25 protein-coding genes are annotated in these 21,764 nt (G+C 45.5%); 2 read left to right on the forward strand and 23 right to left on the reverse strand.

The window, feature by feature from the left end; all coding sequences use genetic code 11:
- Positions 1–40 precede the first annotated feature (40 nt).
- From C170_RS13700 to C170_RS13735, 8 genes are all read right to left on the reverse strand, one after another.
- The gene (locus tag C170_RS13700) at positions 41–787 is read right to left on the reverse strand and encodes a class I SAM-dependent methyltransferase (protein ID WP_036610302.1); all 747 of its coding nucleotides are present in this window, start codon (positions 785–787) and stop codon (positions 41–43) included.
- A gap of 192 nt (positions 788–979) precedes the next feature.
- The gene (locus tag C170_RS13705) at positions 980–1,363 is read right to left on the reverse strand and encodes a VOC family protein (RefSeq protein WP_036610305.1); all 384 of its coding nucleotides are present in this window, start codon (positions 1,361–1,363) and stop codon (positions 980–982) included.
- A gap of 130 nt (positions 1,364–1,493) precedes the next feature.
- Positions 1,494–2,009, reverse strand: coding sequence for a GNAT family N-acetyltransferase (locus tag C170_RS13710; RefSeq protein WP_036610308.1), 516 nt, complete (start codon positions 2,007–2,009; stop codon positions 1,494–1,496).
- Positions 2,010–2,042: 33 nt separating this feature from the next.
- Positions 2,043–2,567, reverse strand: a complete 525-nt coding sequence (locus C170_RS13715) for a YfiT family bacillithiol transferase (protein WP_036610311.1) — start codon at positions 2,565–2,567, stop codon at positions 2,043–2,045.
- A 47-nt stretch (positions 2,568–2,614) separates the two neighbouring features.
- Positions 2,615–3,154, reverse strand: coding sequence for a GNAT family N-acetyltransferase (locus tag C170_RS13720; protein ID WP_036611041.1), 540 nt, complete (start codon positions 3,152–3,154; stop codon positions 2,615–2,617).
- 8 nt (positions 3,155–3,162) lie between these two features.
- Complete coding sequence (locus tag C170_RS13725) at positions 3,163–3,702, reverse strand: hypothetical protein (protein ID WP_036610314.1); 540 nt, start codon at positions 3,700–3,702, stop codon at positions 3,163–3,165.
- 21 nt (positions 3,703–3,723) lie between these two features.
- Positions 3,724–4,164, reverse strand: coding sequence for a hypothetical protein (locus C170_RS13730; protein WP_036610317.1), 441 nt, complete (start codon positions 4,162–4,164; stop codon positions 3,724–3,726).
- Between the two features lie 6 nt (positions 4,165–4,170).
- The gene (locus C170_RS13735; protein ID WP_036610319.1) at positions 4,171–4,848 is read right to left on the reverse strand and encodes a class I SAM-dependent methyltransferase; all 678 of its coding nucleotides are present in this window, start codon (positions 4,846–4,848) and stop codon (positions 4,171–4,173) included.
- A 181-nt stretch (positions 4,849–5,029) separates the two neighbouring features.
- On the opposite strand from C170_RS13735, the gene C170_RS13740 reads away from it, so the two are divergent.
- Entirely contained in the window at positions 5,030–5,803 is a 774-nt protein-coding gene (locus C170_RS13740) for a sporulation protein (protein WP_017689745.1), read from the forward strand.
- Between the two features lie 169 nt (positions 5,804–5,972).
- Here the strand turns inward: C170_RS13740 and C170_RS13745 are convergent, their stop codons facing one another.
- The 7 genes from C170_RS13745 to C170_RS13775 form a co-directional block, all read right to left on the reverse strand.
- Entirely contained in the window at positions 5,973–7,946 is a 1,974-nt protein-coding gene (locus C170_RS13745) for a BglG family transcription antiterminator (RefSeq protein WP_235200761.1), read from the reverse strand.
- 46 nt (positions 7,947–7,992) lie between these two features.
- Positions 7,993–10,671 (reverse strand): mannosylglycerate hydrolase, encoded by a 2,679-nt coding sequence (mngB, locus tag C170_RS13750; protein ID WP_036610322.1) that lies wholly within the window; start codon positions 10,669–10,671, stop codon positions 7,993–7,995.
- Positions 10,672–10,745: 74 nt separating this feature from the next.
- On the reverse strand, positions 10,746–11,864 hold the full coding sequence (locus C170_RS13755) for a PTS fructose transporter subunit IIC (protein ID WP_036610325.1): 1,119 nt from the start codon (positions 11,862–11,864) through the stop codon (positions 10,746–10,748).
- A gap of 29 nt (positions 11,865–11,893) precedes the next feature.
- Positions 11,894–12,211, reverse strand: a complete 318-nt coding sequence (locus tag C170_RS13760) for a PTS fructose transporter subunit IIB (RefSeq protein WP_036610328.1) — start codon at positions 12,209–12,211, stop codon at positions 11,894–11,896.
- The gene (locus tag C170_RS13765; RefSeq protein ID WP_036610331.1) at positions 12,211–12,666 is read right to left on the reverse strand and encodes a PTS sugar transporter subunit IIA; all 456 of its coding nucleotides are present in this window, start codon (positions 12,664–12,666) and stop codon (positions 12,211–12,213) included. The genes C170_RS13760 and C170_RS13765 overlap by 1 nt, the downstream gene beginning before the upstream one ends.
- Before the next feature lie 235 nt (positions 12,667–12,901).
- Positions 12,902–13,186, reverse strand: a complete 285-nt coding sequence (locus C170_RS30060) for a hypothetical protein (RefSeq protein ID WP_155985062.1) — start codon at positions 13,184–13,186, stop codon at positions 12,902–12,904.
- 27 nt (positions 13,187–13,213) lie between these two features.
- Positions 13,214–13,783, reverse strand: a complete 570-nt coding sequence (locus tag C170_RS13775) for a DMP19 family protein (protein ID WP_036610334.1) — start codon at positions 13,781–13,783, stop codon at positions 13,214–13,216.
- A gap of 427 nt (positions 13,784–14,210) precedes the next feature.
- On the opposite strand from C170_RS13775, the gene C170_RS13780 reads away from it, so the two are divergent.
- Positions 14,211–15,371, forward strand: a complete 1,161-nt coding sequence (locus tag C170_RS13780) for a glycosyltransferase family 4 protein (protein ID WP_235200762.1) — start codon at positions 14,211–14,213, stop codon at positions 15,369–15,371.
- A 300-nt stretch (positions 15,372–15,671) separates the two neighbouring features.
- On the opposite strand, the gene C170_RS30065 is transcribed toward C170_RS13780, so the two are convergent.
- The 8 genes from C170_RS30065 to C170_RS13815 form a co-directional block, all read right to left on the reverse strand.
- The gene (locus tag C170_RS30065; protein WP_051447163.1) at positions 15,672–16,343 is read right to left on the reverse strand and encodes a DUF3298 and DUF4163 domain-containing protein; all 672 of its coding nucleotides are present in this window, start codon (positions 16,341–16,343) and stop codon (positions 15,672–15,674) included.
- Positions 16,343–16,870: an NUDIX domain-containing protein gene (locus tag C170_RS13790; protein WP_036610339.1), complete on the reverse strand. Its 528-nt coding sequence runs from the start codon at positions 16,868–16,870 to the stop codon at positions 16,343–16,345. The genes C170_RS30065 and C170_RS13790 overlap by 1 nt, the downstream gene beginning before the upstream one ends.
- Before the next feature lie 240 nt (positions 16,871–17,110).
- Positions 17,111–17,773: an HAD family hydrolase gene (locus tag C170_RS13795; protein WP_036610342.1), complete on the reverse strand. Its 663-nt coding sequence runs from the start codon at positions 17,771–17,773 to the stop codon at positions 17,111–17,113.
- Positions 17,760–18,221 (reverse strand): GNAT family N-acetyltransferase, encoded by a 462-nt coding sequence (locus C170_RS13800; RefSeq protein WP_036610345.1) that lies wholly within the window; start codon positions 18,219–18,221, stop codon positions 17,760–17,762. The genes C170_RS13795 and C170_RS13800 overlap by 14 nt, the downstream gene beginning before the upstream one ends.
- Before the next feature lie 94 nt (positions 18,222–18,315).
- On the reverse strand, positions 18,316–18,486 hold the full coding sequence (locus C170_RS30770) for a YHYH domain-containing protein (protein ID WP_094030640.1): 171 nt from the start codon (positions 18,484–18,486) through the stop codon (positions 18,316–18,318).
- Between the two features lie 109 nt (positions 18,487–18,595).
- Positions 18,596–19,372, reverse strand: a complete 777-nt coding sequence (locus C170_RS13805; protein ID WP_036610349.1) for a Cof-type HAD-IIB family hydrolase — start codon at positions 19,370–19,372, stop codon at positions 18,596–18,598.
- Between the two features lie 81 nt (positions 19,373–19,453).
- Positions 19,454–21,016: a PH domain-containing protein gene (locus tag C170_RS13810; protein WP_036610351.1), complete on the reverse strand. Its 1,563-nt coding sequence runs from the start codon at positions 21,014–21,016 to the stop codon at positions 19,454–19,456.
- A complete protein-coding gene (locus C170_RS13815; RefSeq protein ID WP_036610354.1) occupies positions 21,013–21,510 on the reverse strand; it encodes a PH domain-containing protein in 498 nt (165 codons plus the stop codon). The genes C170_RS13810 and C170_RS13815 overlap by 4 nt, the downstream gene beginning before the upstream one ends.
- Positions 21,511–21,764: the final 254 nt, after the last annotated feature.

A 21,764-nucleotide genomic window follows, 5' to 3' on the forward strand; every position in this document is an offset into this window, starting at 1 on the left:
ACTCCTCCTCTATTTTCAATGCATGTTTATTTCACTATTCTTACGAGTTTTTCTTTCTCCACAACGTGGCCCAGAGAAAAGGTACACCAAAATACGGTTCATGTTGCTCCAGCGACTTCATTGCACGGAACTCCACACATTCAAAGCCATCTTCCAGCATGTAGCGAAGCTTCTCCTCCGTGAACGCAAGACCACCGCGCATCGACTTCTCTTGATACACCTGCCAATCATTCATAACGATCTCAGGCCCACCAATATCGCCAAAACCAGGAGCAAAACAAGTCATTCCAAAGTATCCTCCAGGCCGGAGTGCATTGTGGATCATCTCTATGTAGGGAATGCGCTGATGTGGCAACAGATGGTGCAGACAACCCGAGTCGTAGACAAGATCATATTCTTGCTCTGGGGATAATTCGAACACAGATCGACATTCAAAATGCACGTCCAGTTGCTCCTCTGCCGCCCTCTCTTTAGCCCAAGCAATAGCTGTCTCCGAAAGATCATAAGCATCTACCTGATATCCTTGGCGGGTTAAATACAACGCATTTCTGCCCGGGCCACACCCCAGTTCCAGTGCCTTGCCGCCGCTCAGCACACCTTCGTTCACATGCGCTACCAGATTCTCATCCGGTTTGTTTGGGAAAAAGGGGATTGGTCTGTTCCGATCCTCATAGAAAGGTTCCCAAAACTGCTTGGCAGATCTGAAATCCGCATCGAGCATATCATATAGATCCTGTACACTTTTAATCGTCTTTTCCACAACCACATTCCTCCTTAACTGCTCCATTCAAACCTTCATTTCAGACTATTCACTCCTCGTCATTTTCAATAAATCAGCCACACTCTATTATAACATTTTTACCCAGTAGTTCTCTATTTTTCTTGCGTTTTTCTACTCCAAAACATAAGCTTTTTCCCAACAAAAAAACGACCGACATGAATGTCGACCGCTTGCAATGGTGCTGTTTTAAGTTGTAACTTACTTCGCCCGTTCCAAAACTGCAAAGTAATTTCCTTCGTTATCAGCAAAGTTGAAGACACGCCCCGTTGGCATCTCGACAATCTCTCCGACCGTTACATGTTTACCAGCCAAGTCGGCATATAACTGATCCAGATTTTCGGTGAAGAACATTAACGAAGGTGTGCCCAGATTTACACCCGCCGACATCCGCTCCACAAACTCCTTGTCATGAAGAATAATGCTCGTCTGCGAATTTGGGGTAGGCGCAATCTCAATCCATCTCATGCCCTCGTCAAGGTTTACTTCATCCACAATGTGGAACCCCGCAACTTCCGTCCAAAATGCCAGTGATTCATCCTGATTGTTGACATACAACATAATCTGGCCGACTTTGCTAAACATGCATCATTCACTCCTCTGATCATCTAATCTCTTAACATCCTGCTTATCATTCCTCAAATTCCAATAGAGTATAACATGCAAGACAGCTTTTTGATCATCTTTCTTTGCAAATACTAACTACACATTAGACTTATTGCGTGGCTTTTAACTTCTTCGTAAGATAAAGTACAACATCGTCGTCCACAATCGTTTCTTCACCCGGCTGAATGTAATGATCATGTTTGTGTACACCGTGACCGTCTGGTATGTACCCGCGATGGGCATATAGAACTTGCGCTTTGCCATAATCGGAGAACACACCTACACCAATGCCTGCTACATCCGTTCGTTCCAGAATAACTTCCTCTGCTCGGTCCATCAACCGTGAACCAATACCTTGGCGCTGGAACTTCATCAGCACATTAAAATCGTTAATTTCGGGAATGCCTTGTTCCCTGAAAGACGGGTAGCTGGAATTCCACAATACATTCACGTATCCGGCAAATTCTCCATTCAACTCGGCTACCAAGGTTACGCGTCCCCCATTCTGTTGTTCAGCCAAGTAATGAAGATACTGCTCAGGGGATCTCCCCCAACCCTGCTCCTGAAACGCCTTTGATATGATTACAGGATCGTTCTCATTTAATAGTCTGATATGTACACTCATTGATGAATCCTCCTTAAAAGATATTTCTAATAGCTATATTCCCAATCTATCCCGAAGCGATGTGATGTGAGCAACATGGTGTTTGCCGTGCCAAGCATACATGCCCAGATTGTAATCCAGTCTTGTCGTTTCTTCCGATGAGGGATGATAAAATTGTTTGGCATAATCTGCATCTGTCAGCGCGTTTAACAGAAACACCCAACGACGATGGAGGGCATCCAGAATCTGAAGCGAGAATTCGACATCCAGGTCTCTTGAATCACTCAGTTCAGCCCAGCGCTCTTCATAATAAGGCCGAATCGTTGGTGTATCCTCTGTCAGCGCCAACTTGAAACGAATCATACTGTTCATATGGCTGTCTGCCATGTGGTGAATAACCTGTTTGAGCATCCATCCACCTTCTCGATACGGTAGACTTAATTGCTCTTCACTCAATCCCTTTACCGCTTCTCGTGCGCGTTCAGGCAACTCAGCAATGTCCTGAATCCACTTCTCCCGTTGTGCCAAAGTAACTTCACCCGTGTGTACAAATGGTCCTATCGGAAATCTTTCATCCATCCATTATTCCTCCTTGTTTATATGATTCAAATAACTTTAAACAGGATCTACAGGGCATATTCCATAAGCCAACAGTCTCGCATCTGTCCTTCGTGTTGCTCATGTTTCTCCAACAGCTTAATCTTTTGGAAATCACATTTCTCGTAACAGGATATCGCCCTTAAGTTCCAGGATTGAGGGTCCATAACCACTTTACGGGCTTGTTTTTCATTAATCAGATAAGCAAGCATGGATTGCATCAACTGTGTACCAATGCCTATATTCCAGTAGTCTACCTCACCAATAAACTGATCCGTTCCATAGATGATCTCATCCGTGTCTCCATAACCATACTCCGTTCGCTCTTCTTCCTCAAGCTCATAGAACTGAATGTATCCAATCGGATGTCCTTCATACTCAACGATACAGCGGGTAGCATCATCTTTCTGATTGTAAAAATGCTCTCTCACCTGTTCCAGATCATGCGGCCGATCACGCCCTTCATAGTATTGAAGAACTTCCGGGTCTGACAGCCACTTCACCAGATGTTGTTCATCTTCTGTGTCCAAGAAACGTACGGTGATTTCATTCGATTCATATACATTCATCATTCTGATTACTCCTTATTGATCTCCAAATTCTCACTCGTAACCCAACTCAGATCCTTCCCTAACAAATGCTCGTTGTGAACATAATACACCACGGGATTCTCAAGCGGCTGAGTCGTTCCATCCAAAGATCTGAGCGTTAACCGCAACTTGTAGCTCCCAATCTCATCAGGTATCGCAAATCCTATCAGATTATCAGCTGATTTCATGGTTTTCCCCTGCGCCTTCAGATACTTTTCCAGAATGACTTGATCAAGATAGGAGCTACCAACAGACGAAGGCATGTACCACGCATCATCTTGTTCTTCAGTGAATGTGACTCCTTCCCATCCAGGGACAACGGGATACACCATATGCTGGTCCTTGTCTTCTCTTTTTCGCGTTATCTCTAACTCTAACTCAACTACATCCGTATCAATCTGCCTGATTGTGCCTGCCATCACAACATCCTTGGCACTCACACTTGGAATAACATAGCTGTATATGAGCAGAGTCACCAAGAAGATTATCGTTATTCCCGTAATCCAAAATATTGTACTTTTACGCATCTGTGTGATCCTCCCTTCTGGTTAATCATACTTCTGGAGTAGCTCCTCCTCTGTTAAAGATTGAGTTAACCTATCCAACTCAGGGGATGCCATCCAATCACTGGAGGTGTTCAATCCATGCTTGATGGTATGTATCGCGCTATGTGCAGACATGTATATATTATGATGGATTCCAGGTTGGACAATGATGTGCTCTCCCGCACGTATCACTCGAATCGAAAACATCTGATCGTCTCCATAACTGGCATACGCAATCCATCCGGTTTGCACCACATAAAACTCCGTTAGATTGATATGTACATGACTGTTTTGCCATGCTCCGTGGGAAGATGCAACGGTTCTACAATAGTAACTGCCATCTTCTGTTATCATTTTATATTTTTGTTCCCCATTCGCCATCTGCTCGAAGCTGGTTTTGACACCCGTTTCACCATATTTCTGTTCTGAAAATTCTGTGTTCAATCGGCTTCACCTCCTCATGGCCTGCCAAATATACTTGCATTCTCTTACAGCAATCCTACCATCAACCTGATTCTCCTTCAGCTTTACTTCCAGCTGTTCCCGGTACTCAGGCTGTGTATAATCCGGGTTTCCGGGGATATCGGAGAGAAAGATGGCAAACTCTTTTTCATCCGAGAAAATCATAAGTGCCTCGTTATATTCCTCAATCTTGATCTCCTTAAAAGCATTTCTTTCCAAACGCTCACGTACCTTTGTTATATCCGTATGAATACCAATCATAACTCCACCCTTTTGCAGCAATCTCCCATGCTCAATAATGGAAGTTGGACCTCTGCGATCATAGATCAGACCAAATTGCTTATCTTCAAATGGCATCTTTTCTTTTGTGCTAACGCAGACAAATTCTACATTTGTTATCCTGCTTGAATGAAGACTGTTCCGAGCTATCTTTATCATCTCTTCCGAATTATCAAACCCCATAATGTGATCGGTATATTCTGACATTTTCAACGTAAACTCCCCATGTCCACAGCCTGCATCGAGCACGGATGTATACTGAGGCAGAAGCTTAATCAACCGCTTTTCAAAAATATCTTCAGCAGTGTTACCTTCCAGCGTATACAAAGCTCTACCCTTGTATCCCCCATTACGTCGTGCAATCATATCGTACCATTCCATGCTCATAGAGTTCCTCCTGACAAAAAATCCCTTTATTTAAACATTCGACATAGGTAAGTCGATTCTCCTGTTTGGATATACGATATATCTTTGCTAAAATATGAAACGCTTCTCTTCCAGCTTCCGTATTAAGGTCGAAGCCGTATGTATCCCATATAATAAACCATCTAATCTGGAGGTCGAGCGCATGTCATTTTTCAAGAAAATGTTAGCCAGTGTAGGTGTTGGAGCAGCCAAAGTAAATACGGAATTGCATACACCAGAGGTCACGCCTGGAGGAATCATCTCGGGGGTTGTGTACATTGAAGGTGGAGATGTGGAACAGAACGTAGATCGAATCTATCTTTCAATCAAAACCCATTACATACGGGAGCACGATGATCGTAAAGTAAAAGAAACAGCCGTTATAGCCAAATATCTGCTCACCGAAGGTTTCACCTTACAGCCTGGAGCCAAATTGGAGAAAGACTTTTCATTTGACCTCCCAGAAAATCTGCCAATTACACTGCATCGTGCAGAGGTATGGGTGGAGACGGGCCTCGATATTTCAAGTGCTGTAGACCCCTCAGACCGGGACAGACTGCATGTTGTTCCTAGCAAAGACATGAACACCGTGCTCGATGCAATTGATATCCTTGGTTTCAAGCTTCGTGAAGTAACCAATGACTATGCGCCGAAGCTGGGCGGTAATCTGCCATTTGTGCAGGAATTCGAATTTGTACCAACAAACAAGTTTCGTGGGCATCTGGATGAGTTGGAAGTGCTGTTCTATCCCATGGGCGATTCGCTGGAGCTGCTATTACAGATCGATCGCCGCGCTCGTGGACTCAGTGGAATATTCTCCGAAGCCATGGGTACGGATGAGAGCTTTGTCCGCCTGCATCTGTATGAAAGACATCTGGCGCGAGGGGCGCATTCTGTCGCTCAAGGACTGGAAGAAGTCATATCCAAACATATTTAATCAATAGTTTGTGTAAACGAATAAAAACCGTCCTTTATCAGCAAATCTGATGAAGGACGGTTTTTCCCTTTCAAAAAGGGAATTAAAAAAAAGTTGGAGGATAACAGCGATCGTAAGGTTGTTCTGTACTCGGAGTGTCCGTGTAATTATCCATTAGCGAACATATATATTAATACACTTCGGTACTTTTCAGACTCAACGTTTCACATACAAGTTGGGCAAAGGCATCGAAGCTGCCACAGGATCGCAGGCTTTCCAACTTCTCCTCCTGCCGGATTAACTCTACAAACAGATCATAGATCCCCATCGCCTGTTCGTAATCCTCTTTGCAGATAGATAACATAAATACAGCATGTACTTCATTCTCCTCATCCCACGGAATCGGCTTCTCGAGCAGACATACCGATACGGTCGTACGAGTTGAACTCAGCTCCATGGGATGCGGAATCGCCATACCTCTTCCAAGCGCAGTTGAAGCCATCTTTTCCCGCTCCTGCACAGCTGGCCAGAACTGCTCCGTCACGATTCCCTTCTCCAACAGCGCTCCGCTCATCTCAGCCATAAGTGTCATTTTGTCAGGCTGATCGGACCGAAACATGAACAACGCTGGATCAAAGTAACGTAGTAGCGTCATTTCCTCCTGCTCATCACTAGTTCGCACCAGATGAGTGATCGTTGCCATGTCTCGTTCCGATGGAATCGCAGCAATGACAGCTGACGGCTTGCCTTTGAACTCCCGTAACCGGATCGTGGAAATGACCAAATCTTCGGGCACACTCCCCATCTCCTCGTACTCCCGTAGCGAAACTACACGTGAGACCTCCAGCTCTGCAAATAAAGAACGCAATCTGGATTCAAGAATACGGGCTGTGCCGTATCCTGACCCACAGACCAGCAATACGGATTTCCGTTTGCGATGAGGAATCTGGTATTTACGTTCCAAAGCTGCACCAATGTGAAGAGCCAAATAACCAATCTCGCTGTCATTGATTTCATGAGGTACGTATGTCTGTAGCTGTTTCACTGCACTGATCGTAATCTCATAGGCCAGTGGATAATATTTACGTATATGTCCGAGCAGTGGATTCCGCATATTCATACCATGTTCCAACCTAGTAATCATGGGCTTCAGATGGGCATACAGATCATTCGGCAAGCGTTCATCATCCCGCAGATCATAGGTGTACCGATCATAGATATGACCCAGCATCTGCTGTACAGCAACATATAATGGGTCACTTCGTAGTCCATTCCAATCGGTAGCGGTCATTTTTTTGCTAACAATGTGCAGCAGCAGATAATCTCGCTCTCCAACTGGACAGTGAATGGAATATAACAACTCCAGATCCTGAATAATCTGCTGTGCAAGTTGCTGATCCTGAACATTCGCCTCCACTTTCTCGAATCGCTCCAGTTCATGCCCCTGCTTAATACGTAATACCATAACAGCCAGATGCGTAATCAGATCTTTCAGGACCACATCTGCAATACGAACATTCTGTTTGCCTACATGGCGAATGACGATCTCGCGGATGTGTGCGGGTTCGATTGGGTACAACAAACGTTCCTGTGCAACGGTCATTCCTTCGGGGCCCAGTTCTTCATCTCGCGCATCGGCGTACTCGGCAAGGCAATAGCGAAACCTTTGCTCGTCTCCGACGACCTTCACACCATGTCCTGGCTTGATCTGAAGCTGAAGTTGGTAGTTCTCCAGAATCTGACGAATGATTTTCAGATCATTGTTCATCGTTGCACGGCTTATATACAGCTGATCAGCGAGGTCTTCCATCTTGATATGACCCGGTTCACCAAGCAGCTTGAACAATTCATACCGGATACGCTCATCAGGCGATCCAGGTACTGGTGCACCTTTTTGCCGATCATCCTTCCGTTCCTCCAACAGCTCAGTATACCGCTTCGCATCATGCACACGAATGGAATAACCCCGCCCACGCTTGGATTCCAGGCTCCCACCATGCCCCGCAAGGATATGATCCAGCTTTTTCAGATCATCCCGAATAGTACGTACCGTAACTTCCAGCCTGTCTGCAAGTGCTTGGCTCGTCCAAGCCTGTTCCTGTCCTTCACCATGAATGAGGTGGAACAGCTTTTTCAACCGTTTAGTTGGAAAAATCATACCCATATCCGACCTCCCTTCTGATCAGGATTATGTCAAACTAAAGTTCAGCTTATATGGATACAAGTACCGTCATTAATTTGCAATGTTCGAGTTCCGGCAAACGCACGACCTCTTCTCCATCGGTTAACTTCTGCTGAGGCTCCAGTGGTTGTTCAGCAAGGGATACACGCTCTGCATGTACAGGTTGATTAAAGTGTATGTTCACGTTTGCAGACTGCGTCAAATATGGATTGAAGACACGTACAATGTAACCCTCACTCTGCTCTGCTTTCTTGAAACTGCTTAACACCACGTTGGAATCGTCGCTGAACGACATCAGGCTGTAGTCTGTATCAAGAACACGTGCCTCATCGCGGAAAGCAAAAATCAGACGTCCATTCAAAAAGTCGCATAGCTGATAACTGCTGATCGGTGTCAAATATTCACGCGCAGCACGGGCCACATTCGCTTCGTCGAATCCAGAAGTCTGGATATGCAGGCCAAAGGTAAAGGAGAGCTCGCCAAGCAATTGCGCATCAGGTGTAGCCACAATTTTCTCACCGGAGGCCCGGCCAGGACGATACAACAGGTTTTCCTTACCCATGAAACCGAATGTGCGGAACAAGGTCAGGGCAATGGTATCCATTTGCTCGCCAACAATCTCGTACTCACGTACACCTTCCGTCATCACAGCCATACCATGCGAACCATTGTTCAACCCGGCATAACTCTGCATCGCTTCAATGGTGATCGGTTTCTCCTGCCATTGTTCGCGCTCCCATACGTCCACTTCTGGCAATGAGGTTGGACGAGCAATCACACCGAAAGGCTGGTCTGCAATGGATAGGGCGGAAGCAATTCCTGTATCAAAAAGGACACGCAGACGGTGGCTGAACACCTCATTCTGCACCTGAACCTGGAAACGGATCAGATTCTCTCCTATGCGAAGAGATATCTCCACTTGCATTGGCAATGCTCCCGACGTGATGCCTGCGGCGCGCTCTTCCAGATCGTAGGGGACATCCAGCGTGAAACGCAGGGATAGTGTCTGAGATACAGACGTTTGGGTGGTCGTTGCACTCATCTGGCTACCTGCCGAAGAAACAATCAGATCCCGCTCGGGAGGAGAATAATTGTAGGAATCTCCGTCATCCCCATTATCTTCAAAGACCATTTGATCTGCATACACTCGGCCTGATCTTTTGTCCGTAATTTGCAAAGTGCCGTTTGCTTGCAGCGCAATGATGAAATGTTCATTTTCAATCGTGTCCCCGTTACGCCGCTCCATGACGGGGGCAGCGCCCTGACTGAAATCAAAAACAATCTGGGTGTAGCCCAATGCTGGGACCTCTTGCAGTTCCACCAGCAATTTGGCGCGATATACCCGTTCTGGCAGATGCACTTTGCGGCTTGGATTGAGATCGATGTGCTGTCCAAGCACATAATCGGTCTGGTCTACTTTTTCCACAATGGTATAGGCCAGCTCGCGTCCCTTCGTGTCCCGAATCACAAAGGATTCTTCCGGAATATAAGCTTCAATCTCCGTAACCCCGCCTCGCACATACGGTAGCGTGTTGAACAGGGTGAACGCAAATGTCTCCTCCTGCTGTATCGTTGAAGCAATCATCCGCATATGCAGGTCGAGCAGATTGAGTGCGATATCATAGGCCTGCTTGTAACGAAACGCAACGTCCTGATTGGTTGTATCACTGTTACAACCACCGATGCTGTCATGTGCCGCATTCTCAAACAACAGCTTCCAGATGTCCTCCACAATGCGATGCGGGTAGTCATGTCCGAGAGAATGGCTAATGGCAAGTACAGGTTCGAGCGTGTTAGCAATCAGATTCTCAATTCGGTTATTCTGTTGCTTGAGATCTGCACGGGTGGAAAAAATGGACTTGTGAATCCGCATGTGCTTGGCTTCCATTAATTCACCCCGAAGTACAGGCAGATCCTGACTATCCGCTTCGATCTCCGCCAGAAAACGTTCCGGTTCATTCATCACATATTCGCGTTCTGTATCCAGCGCATTGAAGCGTTCAATCAACTCCGGCAGGTTCAACCGGACAGGCGCCTGGTCAAACCCATTAGGGAAATAGATATGCTTGGTCGAGGCTTTCCGTTCAAGCGCACCAATCTGTTTCTCCAAATAAGGGATCAGATCTTCTTCATTTTCCGGAATGTTACCACCGTAGTAATACCCGAATGGCATCTGTACAGCAAATACACGACTGCCATCCGACCCTTCCCACGTAAACTCGGTATGTGGATTCGTATTATCTGATACGCCTCTCCAGAACAGGAAACGTTCAATGCCAAACTCGGTATAGATCTGCGGCATCTGTGCTGATTGTCCAAACGCATCCGGGACATAACCAACCTTCATCGCATGTCCGTACTTTTGTGCTGTTTTCATACCATAATACAGGTTTCGGACCATGGATTCACTGGAAATAACCAATTGATCCGTCTGTGTATACCAGGGTCCAGTCATCAGTCGTTTGGCTGTAACCAGTTGGCGGATCCGTTCCTCATCTTCGGGACACCAGCGGATGTAATCATCCAGCAGAGAGCCTTGTGCATCCAACAGGTAATAATGAAATCCATCGATATTCTCCAGTGCGTTCAATACTTCCTTGACGTGTTTGACAAGATACACTTTGGAACGGGAGGTCGTAAAATACCATTCCCGGTCCCAGTGCGTATGTGGAATCACATGTACTTTGGTACGATTTCTTTCACTCATATCTCTATATCCCTCCAGATGCTTTTTAAAGGTTGTTCAAGATACTGAAAACCGATCTTTTTGAACATGTACTTTTAGTCAAAAACGAGTTCGATTTCTTCCCCGTTTTTCTTCACTGAAGCTTCCTGAGTCTTGGCAGGCTGTTTCTCTTCTTCATCACGGAAGTTCACCAGCATGGTGCCTCCCGCAACAATCAGTGCGCCGACGATGCCTCCGGCGAGGTACGCGATTGGGGTACCTACCGATACGGCTCCATATAAGCCGCCAATTGGTGGCATGATGATATGTGCTCCCAGCAGTGCAGTCAAGGCAGCGCCCGTTGCACAGGCAAACATGTTGACCAGAATCATCTTGGCAGGGTTACGCAGTGTGAACGGAATTGCACCCTCCGTGATGCCGATCACACCCATAATCACTGCACCTTTTCCCGCTTCCTGATAGGTTTTGGAAAAACGTTTCTTCATCAGCAATGTTGCCAAACCATAACCAAGCGGCGGAATGCAGATGGCAATATTAATGAAAATATTCGGCAGATACACACCGGACAGGAACAGGGCATTGCCTGCCATCCATGCCGCTTTGTTGACGGGTCCGCCGAGATCGAATCCAATCATTGCCCCTAGAATAATGGCAAGCACAACGGTATTGGTTCCGCTCTGGCTCATGTTTTGAACCCAAGCAATGAGATACTCATTCAGCGCACCCAGCGGGCCACCCAGAATGACTGCCATCAGAAATCCGGTTAAACCTACGGTAATCAGCGGTAAAATGATTAACGGTACCGAGCCAGCGGCCGGACCTGTAATCTTAACTTTGTTTTTGACCCACAAGGTGATGTATCCGGCAAAAAAACCGGAGATTAATGCGCCCAAGAAACCAGCGTTGGTCTGCTGTGCCAGCACCCCGCCGATCAGACCTGCGGCCAGCGCAGGTTTGTCAGCAATGGAGTAGGCAATGTAACCGGACAGGACAATCGTCAATAATCCGATGCCGCTCCATCCTACATTTTGCACGAGATATAAAATATGCAAGAATCCGCTTCCATCTTTGTACGGATCAAGATCAGTAATACCCATTGATAGTGCGATAATTTTGCAGATGGCAACGACCAGGGAACCCGCGATAATGACGGGCAGCAGATAGGAGATACCTGTCATTAGATGTGTTTTTGCTTCACCAAACCATTTTCTCATCGTACTCTCTCCTCATGTGGAAGGTGGGGTTAAGCTTGTGCGTTCACAGCCTCGACGGCTTTGGTTAATACCGCTTCTGCCTGACTTACGGCATGACCGATTTTGACACGTACGATTTTTTTATCGCCAAACCGATCCATGTCCTTCACCGTTTGATCCGCTGCAATCAGTACAAAATTCGCTGCAGCAATATCTTCTTCCGTCAGCTTATTGACTTGTCCCATGGCTCCCTGCTGTTCCACTTTGATCTCATATCCCAGTTGCTGAGCTGCTTTCTCCAATGCTTTGGCGGCCATCGGGGTATGGGCGAGACCTGCGATACATGACGTTACACCTACGATTTTCATTATGACACCAGTCCTTCCGTATATTGATGAAGCAACGTATATACATCTTCCGGCTGCACCGCTTCTGCGATGGCCTCTTTGAATGAATCTTCCAGCAATAAGGTGGCAAGTGAAGAGATAATTTGCAGATGGGATACGTCTACATGACCTTTAGGCACAAGGATGGCAAAAATATATTTTACCGGCTTGCCGTCATGAGATTCCCAATCAATGGGCTCCCGCAATCGAATGACCATCACTGCCGGACGTGTTACAACTTCACTCTGGGTATGGGGAATTGCAAAGTGATCCTGAAGTCCGGTGGAGTAGACACGTTCGCGTTCCCACAGATCAGCCGCAAGTTGTACACGGTTTGTAGTGATGCTGTAACGCTCTGCCTCCGCAGATATAAAATCAAATACATCCTCTTTACTATGCAATGTCTGATCGAGATAAATCTGATTGGTTGTAATCATGATCTCTGTCTCTCCTCCTCTCTCTATCCAAAACGATAAGCGCTTACAAGATCATTGTAACGGATTCTACCTTGACCTTGGATCTAGAAAATTTCCCCTTCGAAGCGGAAAAACATTAGCCATAGCAAAAACCCTGAGTCTAATAGACTCAGGGCAGTTGTAAATGAGTTTCAATTGATATGCTACAAAGGCAACGTAAGTAAGTACAGAACATGGACTCTAAGCGGATAAAACATCAAGAACGCTGTGTCCAACGCTGCATTCCTGATCGAAGACCGTAATATGCGGCGGCTAGCAAAATAAATCCGGCAACAGCCATAATCATGGATGTTGTATCCCATTGAACACGGCTTCCAAAAGCAATCTTGGATTGCAATGGGGTAACAGAAGAAGCGGTGTTCGTAAGATCAGGTACATAATTCATGGTCATGATCATGCCTTGAACGACATTCCAAGCTACAAAACCGATGATGAATAACAAGGTAACCAAAAAGGATTCCAGCGCTAATCGTTTGTTCATGATTGTCATTTTGCCTCCTCTTCCCACTCAATTAGACAAAACGTGTTGCATCTCCTGTTTCAAACGTTCTTTATTTTCGTCCACATATTGATACAGCAGATCAAAGCTTTCTTCGTTATCCGATTGCATGCTCAAATTCGCGGCTTCCAGTTCAATCTGCTGTAATACCTCATGAATCTGTTCCCCGTGTGTTTGCAGGCTTGTCGTGATGTCATCTTCGGACAGGCCATTCACATTATCTCGTAATTGCCCTTGCGTTACGCCGCTTTTGGACAACATCTGCTCTATTTTCTTCAGGATCACGGTATCTGCATCATTGCCGATCCGCTCCATAGCTGTTATCGTCTCACCCAGATACTGCCCGCTGGCATTTTCAAGGAAACCGGTCATCCCGTTCATGGACAGCTCGGTATCCAGATCAATGATTAGAATGATATCTCGCAATACTTGCGGAAGTTCCGACCCACTCTCTCGAATCGTCGCAAATTCAGCCCGATAAAGGTCCATGGCAACACTCCCCACCACTTCTTCACCTGACATCTCTTCAAGCTGATCAAGTGGTAACAACTCCTGCAATTCTTCTTGTAACTTGTTCATCTTTCTCTGCCTCCTGTATCTCTCTGTCTAAATAGGTTTGAACGTGTTTTTTACACTGGACCACTACGCGGTCAGAATAAACTTCCTATCGCTGTTATCCCCAGATTTTTTCAATCCCTTTATTAAAGGGTAAAATCCGGTGATAAAGGCGAAGTGTAAGCTTCCGAAGCAGCTTTCTTGCAGAAAGCTTTTAGCTCCGCTTCTTCAGTTTTTTTCTGCCCTCTCCGTTATCGTGTAAATTTCAAGTTCAACTACGCCGACACGTTATTACATCATAGCAGAATACGCTATACAAATTGAAGTTATGGAAGTTTACATGTTCGTGCCGAAGTCATTTTACAGGGAATATCGTCAAGTTAACATGCACTTGACCTCTGGAAAATGTTCCGCTGTTATGATCTTGGCATCACGAGTCTTGGGAGGGGTAATGATGCGCCTAGCCTTGTTCACAGACACCTATCTTCCGGAAACCAATGGTGTTGCTGGCACGCTCCACCGCTTGAGTAACCATCTGAACCGCAGAAGAATTGAACATCTGCTGTTTACTCCGAACTCCATCATTGAAGGAAGCCATGAGACTCAAGTCCGGTCGGTTGCCAACATCCCTTTTTTTCTGTATCCCGAATGCCGCATTGCTCTACCCAACAGAGCAGACACACACAAGCAGCTACAAACCTTTCAACCCGATCTGCTGCATATCGCTACGCCTTTTAATATGGGGCTGCTTGGTCTGAGGTATGCGCTCAAACACCATCTTCCGCATGTTGTCTCCTACCATACCCACTTCGATCGTTATCTCGAATACTACCGGTTGAAAAGTATGATTCCTCTCTACTGGAAGTATATCCAGTGGTTCCACCGCGCCTGTGATGCAACCCTAACTCCATCGCAGGAAACGTTAAACACCCTGCAAACCCAAGGCATTCAGCGTCTGAAACTTTGGTCTCGCGGGATTGATTGCAACCTGTACTCACCTAATAAACGCAGCTCGGATATCCGTGAACGATACCACATCACCGCTCCCCTTATTCTACTCTACGTTGGACGCATTGCCCCGGAAAAAGATATCGCTACACTCACGACTACCATGCAGCAGTTGCCCCAGGAAATGCAGTCCCGTGTACACTGGATCATCGTTGGCGACGGCCCATCTCTCCCGAAAATGCGTCTGCAATCCCCACCCAATGTCACCTTTACAGGTTATATGCATGGCGAAGAACTTGCTGTTATGTATGCTTCGGCAGATCTGTTTGTGTTTCCTTCCTCTACGGAGACATTTGGCAATGTGGTACTGGAAGCGATGGCTTCAGGACTCCCTGTGGTGGCGGCCAATGCTGGAGGTGTAAAGGATCTGATATCCCCTCACCGCAATGGTGTGTTATTCGAGCCAGGTCAGGCTGATGCACTGATTCGGGAGATATGTCTCTGGGGAAATCACGTGAACCAATTGAGGATGATGGGACTGGAAGGCAGAAAGCTGGCTGAGCAGCGGTCGTGGGAGCATATTTTTGATACACTGATCGGGGATTATGAGGAAGCGATAGAACATCGGAACAGACAAACGAAAGATCGAATTATTACAGCGTAGTCTGATGAAATCATCTTCTTCCAACAACCCATAACTACCGCCTCTGTCCTATGCAAAATTAAACCGGTTCGCTCGTTCAGGCTGTCATAGCATTTACACTCTGCTACGGTCAGCCTGAAACATGTTTCCAATACGTTTCATAACAAAATCTCCTTCTTGGAATGGGTTAAGCTATTTACACGGTATGTAGAAACATAGAAGCCGAAGTTATTGAAATTATTTAGAGTATTTTGAATGATTGTATATTTAGAAAAAGACATGACCTCATTGAACTGGATCATGCCTTATATTGCAAAAACTCTATTGGTTGAATTTACTGAACGGGACTTTGATATCTACAAACCCTTTAGCGTAGGGTGCAACCTCATAAGGGTGGAATCGGACGACAATTCCTTTATCATATAAAAAGAATTCAGATGTTTGATCAAGCTGAAAATCATAAATATTTTCTTCAAAAATAGAAACTCCTGCATTATACATGGCTAATAGACTGTTGGAGATTGATTTCTCCACCTTCTCCATATGAGTATCGTCTTTGACATACTCGCTTAGCTTCAGTTCTTTCCCCGTTCTTAAATCATAATTATATGATTTTGTCGCATCCATTCCATGTGCTCCGCCAGTGTACACATGATCTTCATATACCACAGATAACTTTTCCTTTGCATTGTATTTTACACTGGCCATGGTAATGTAGAAATAATTTTTGTTTGATTTCTTTTCTTCTTTGTCCAGGCGAGCCGCTTTCACTGCGTGGATTTTAAATGTCTTGTTCAGTTTATCCGTCACAGATTTATTACCACCTGTTAGATGTATGTATGGCTGTCCTTTGTAATATTGGACCTTCGTTTTCACTGTAATCGTGCTGCCTGCCTCCACATGACTACTCGGAAGAATGATAGCAATCAGTACAGTGATCAACAGGTAATTTATCCATCTCAATTTTTTTCTTTCCATTCTATATTTCAACATTATCGATTAACCCCCTTTGGCTCAAATGATATCGTTTCCTGCATTCTGTTCCATATTACCTGTGGAGTACCCTTTAGGTCTGTTCCGCTCTGAACGTTGCCAATCCAGATGTCTTCTGCTCCCGGGTGTTGTAAATAGTGCCTGAGCGTTGCTTTGATCAGAATAGACGAATGTAAGTCCAACACCTCATCCAGTGGTATCCAGAATAACTCGCCTTCATCCGAGGGCACAAAATGTCGATGCGTGGTCTCTCCGAAATATACAAACTGCTGCCAAATCTCACCACCGTTAACTTCCAACAGAATATACCGAAGCCGAAAGTGTTCGACATCCTCTTGCTTGAACCCGGTCTCTTCTTCAATCTCCCGATAGCTGGCGCTCATGGGTACGTTCAGTTCCCCTTGTTCCAGATGTCCGCCAATGCCACCCCAGAATTCAAAATCAAACAATCTGCTACCCGCCTTCTTCATCATCAGCATGTCTGAGCCATTGCTCAAAAACGCTGTAGCCATCTGTCTAATTTCCATATGTTCCTCGCTTTCCAAACTGGGGTTATAGTAGTCCTTATCTATTTAAACTGAACTAAAGAATATTTACACTAGCCACTCCGATGACAGAACAACCTTCCGATCGCTGTTATCCCCAGATTTTTTGATTCCTTTCCTAAAGGGTAAATCCGGGGATAAAGGCGACCGCTCCGCTTCTTCAGGTTATTTCTGTCCTCTACGTTTTGTGTAAATGTTATATTCAATTTATATAACCGCCTTCTACAGCAATTCCTTTAGCTCACTTAGATGCTCAATCGTATGTAAAGGACTAGTCGTAATTCTGTCCTGCCACGGCTGGTTGACCTTCATCCAGATGGTGCTTATACCTACGCTTGCTGCTCCCTCAATATCGTTCACCGGATGATCGCCAATGTAGATGCATTGCTCAGGGCTTAGACCGAAATGATCTAGCGCAAGCTGAAATATGCGTGGATCGGGCTTTTTGACTCCAGCCTCTTCTGAAACAATAATATGGTCGTAATCATTCCGGATACCGAGTTGATCGATCTTCCCATACTGAATATCGGTCTGCCCATTGGTAATTAACCCGGTTCGATATTTCCCCCGAAGATGCTGAACGACTTCTCGCGCCTGTTCCATCAGAACTGAACTTCGCACATACTCTCTGCCATAGAACTCCATCAGTTCTGCATGTGGTGGATGCTCTGCCCAGGGCAGTTCATGCAACAACTCGTTGAACAGAAAGGGTTTGTCCTTATAACCATCCTGGTCGAGTTCAATAATTCGTTTGCTTATATCTTCGGTTGACTCAAGGTGACCAAAATAGGTTTTAATCAAATTCTGCGTGAAGCCGTCAAAGGTCATTGTTCTGTTCAGAATTGTATTGTCCAAATCAAAAATAACCGCTTTAATATGATCCATCTTCCTTCTCCCCCAATTCCAGTACATGCGTTATCTTCTCCATACTCGTCACTTCTCTAAATCCCAAGTCGCGATAAAAAGATCCAGCAACCGGTTGATCCGTGTACAGAACCAGTCGAGCGTAATGATTTTCCGCTTTTTGAATAACCGCATCCATCAGGCTGCGCCCAACCCCATGTCTTCGAAATTCTCTCATCACATAAAGCCTGCGAATTCTTCCTGTATCAGTCACTTCAGAATAAGGATCTCTGTTCAGACCGCAGATCCCAACCACCTTATCGTCCATTCTGCATTCAAAAAGCGCTTCATCTTCTTGCTCGAATGTATTGATTCCTGTCTCATATTCATGGATTAATCGCTCGATATGTCTGAACCCCTCACTGGAGCTTTCAACCAGCATCGCCACTAAATCGTCATGATTCCACACCGATATCTCCTGTATCTGCATGGTGTAACCGCCTCCATCATTTTAAATCAATGGTACACATGCAAACCCAACCATACATTGAACGATGGCCGGGTTTATCTTGTACAGCTCATTCTCATTTTTTCTTTTTGTGATAGTGATAACCTGTGCACAGACCCTTTTGTTTGGATTTGGCTGAACAGTTATGTCCCCCGTTCTTATCCAGTCTGCCTGGATGAGCATAAGCGGAAGAGGATACACCAACAAGTACGACAAGAGACAGGATTACTATAACAACCTTTTTCATAAGTCACCCTTCGATCAACACCCTATGCTTTAGGGCTTAATACGTGCTATATCATTCTACATGAAAATCCACAATTTGGATATCCTTCATCTTTTTAGCCGATCCATTCTCATAAAATCTTAAATTGCTTCAATGCATGGAAGACCCCATCTTCACTTGCCCGCAGGGTGACATAATCAGCGCTTTGTTTAATCCGTTCTCCGCCATTTCCCATCGCAATTCCGATTCCCGCATACACTAGCATATCCACGTCATTCTCCCCATCGCCAAAGGCCATTGTATCCTCTCTGGATATCTTCAGGTAGTCGAGAACTTTCTCTGCGGCTATAGATTTGCTGACTTCGCTCGCTTCCAGCACATTCACTACATACGGATGGAATCTCACGAATCGTAAGGAAGGAAATCTGGATTGGAATTTCTCCGTCTCCGCTTCATCCGCGTATAAACAAATGCAATATACGTCCTGTTCCAACGTACCGATTTTCTGCGGCGCATCCATGAGTCCAAGCGTATCTCTTAAGGCATCAGTAACACGACCATCTACTGTACACAACCCGTTCGTATCAAATGACTCTGTAAAATATGAAATACTGTGCCCCTGCAACTCGGCAAACTCACTAAATGTTCTAACCATCTGTGCTGAAAGTACAGACTTATGTATCACTTCATCACCTGCTTTGATCAATGCCCCATTAGCCGAAATGATTGTATCGATTCCGAGATTTCTGAATTCTTCGCATAAATTATAGGGCCTGCCTGTGACGAGTACAACTTGAACGCCTTTAGGAATCAATTCCCGGATCGACTCAGCTGTACGCGGTGATAAACTCCGATCTATTTCGCTCAGCAACGTACCGTCCACATCAAAGAACACAGCTTTAATCAAATTGTTCTTCCTCCTCTGTCTTCAATTAAAAAGAGCAAGTACAGAATAACCTTGTTTGGTCTTCCTGCACTTGCTCTACAATTAACGGGTCTGAACATCTTGGGTACGTCCCATATACCATGATTGAAATGATTTGGCCGTATCCAGGGAAATGTCATGTGCCCGATGATACAGTACTGGTTTGGCGCGGTTTACGGTATGAATGGAAGCCACACCGAACCAACGCTGTAACACATTACGGGTGATCTGCACTTCGATGACTTTCTCACGTTTGGAGATAAAGAGTGTTGACGTGAGCGCACCGGTTCGAAGTTGAATGAAATTCTGATGCAGAATGTATCGGGTATGGAAAAAGTCCATCACTCTGCATGTTGCAATCCACACGAGCAGAATCGCGGAAATCATCCACCAAGCATGTTTCTGCCCAAACACCAATGGTTTGAAATACCACAATAAACCCGTGATCATGATCCATCCCCAACTTGGTTTGAGCAGGCGCAGCCATAGTGATATTCGTGGAAGTTTTTCCATCTCTTGCGTAACCCGATAGGATGGCAGGATCTCCTCAATCAGGGTATAGGCTTGCTTCACAGGCAAGAAGGGATAGAGCGAGTTCACTTCCTGCTCGGATTCTCCCAGACTACCTGCAGTGGTCAGTTCTACTTCCGCCAGTCCAAGCAGCCTTTTCATTGGCGACTGTGTAATTTTCACGGCCTGGACTCGTTCTTTCAAGATTGAAAATGACGTTTGCTCCATCATGCCCTTCGAGATATAGATCCGCTTGGCATCCGAGGTGATCTGGAAATTGCCATACTTTACGAAGGTTCTGACTATGCCCAGAGCAATAGATATGATCAATAAAACTAAAATCATCAAACCGGCAATCCACCAGGAATCAAGCCAGGTTAATAACAAACTTTCCGTTACTTCTTCATCAGGGAAGAAGTCCTTCACCCAGGAATAGAGCGTAGCCAGGACCGGAATCAGTACGAGAAAACTGAGCGAGGTAAAGGATGCTTTGAATATGTCCTTGCGGGTGGAATGATAATGAACAACCCGTTCTTGTTTTTCTTTTGCAGGCAGAGACATGACTTCATCAGTTATAACAGGTTCGGATTGCGCCTCTCTCTCTTCCATAGCCTGAACCGCATCCAACGTATCATGTTCCTCTGTTGCTCCTGCTGTTTCTGCTTCTTCAGCCATATGACCTGCTACAATCTTCTCCAGCTGCTCCGCTTCGGAAAGTGAAACAACGTGTAACTGAAAGGTAGCATCTTCTCCCTTAATTCCGGTCTCGAATCGAATCGACGTCACCTTGAACAAACGATGAAACAGCGTTGTATGACGATTCACATTCTGGACCTTCGTATAAGGTATCGTTCTTCGAGTACGGTTAAACACACCACTATAGATATGAAAGGCTGTATCGTCTGCTGCATAACGCGAGGTGAACCACTTCAGGATCATGGACAGGATGCTAAGGGAGACACCTACATAAAAAGCGATTCTTCCATAGAATATCCATTGGGACTCCGAGCCCTGACGGAAAACAAACAAAAAAAGGACGATGGCGAACCAATTCTTTACCTGTTTCCACAAGCTCCACAGCATGGTTAATGGATGATGTCGCTTCATATCGATCATTCATCCACCTCATTAATCCGCGCATAGGACGCAATCTGATGACGGAGTGCAAGCGCGACTTCCTCTGGCAATGCGGGGATTTCATGCGATGAACCCATCGTGCCAACCGATACGGAATAGAGTCCATATTTTCGCATTAAAGGTCCCTGATTTGTTGTAACCGATTGCACTTTCGCCATGGGGATGATCTGATGTACCTTGGTTAGCGCCCCACGCTTCAGTTGCAGGAACTCCTCATTCACATCATAGTACCAATGCTTGTATAACCATGACGGCTGGATGAAAATATCCCACACCGCATAAAGCACCGATATGGCCGTAACGCCCCACAAAACCCAACCAATCCACGTCTTCCATCCATAGATGGAGTCGAGTATTAACAGTACGGCAAGGATCAGGAAACCTATTGCATTCCATATGATGGCGCTAATTCTCCACAGGTTTACCGCATGAGGGGACAGCCGTTGCTCGGGTGTATTCCACTGTATTGACATATGTTCACTCCTTTTTTCCTCGGGTACATAAAAACACACATGGTACACTGTACGAACAATCGTCCACGATCGATGCAAAAAGATAAAGAGATGACCCCTATACAATACAGGTCGTCATCTCTTTTGTTCATGTCATTTTACTTTAGTGCATGTTCAAAAAGACTGGTTTTCAGTACCGAGAAGATGGGATGAAGCTAGAAATGGAGTAGCGGAGCGTAGGAAAACTACGTGAGCAACGGACATTTCGGCTGAAT

Origin of the sequence: Paenibacillus sp. FSL H7-689, assembly GCF_000517905.1 — a bacterium.
Lineage (GTDB): Bacteria > Bacillota > Bacilli > Paenibacillales > Paenibacillaceae > Paenibacillus > Paenibacillus amylolyticus.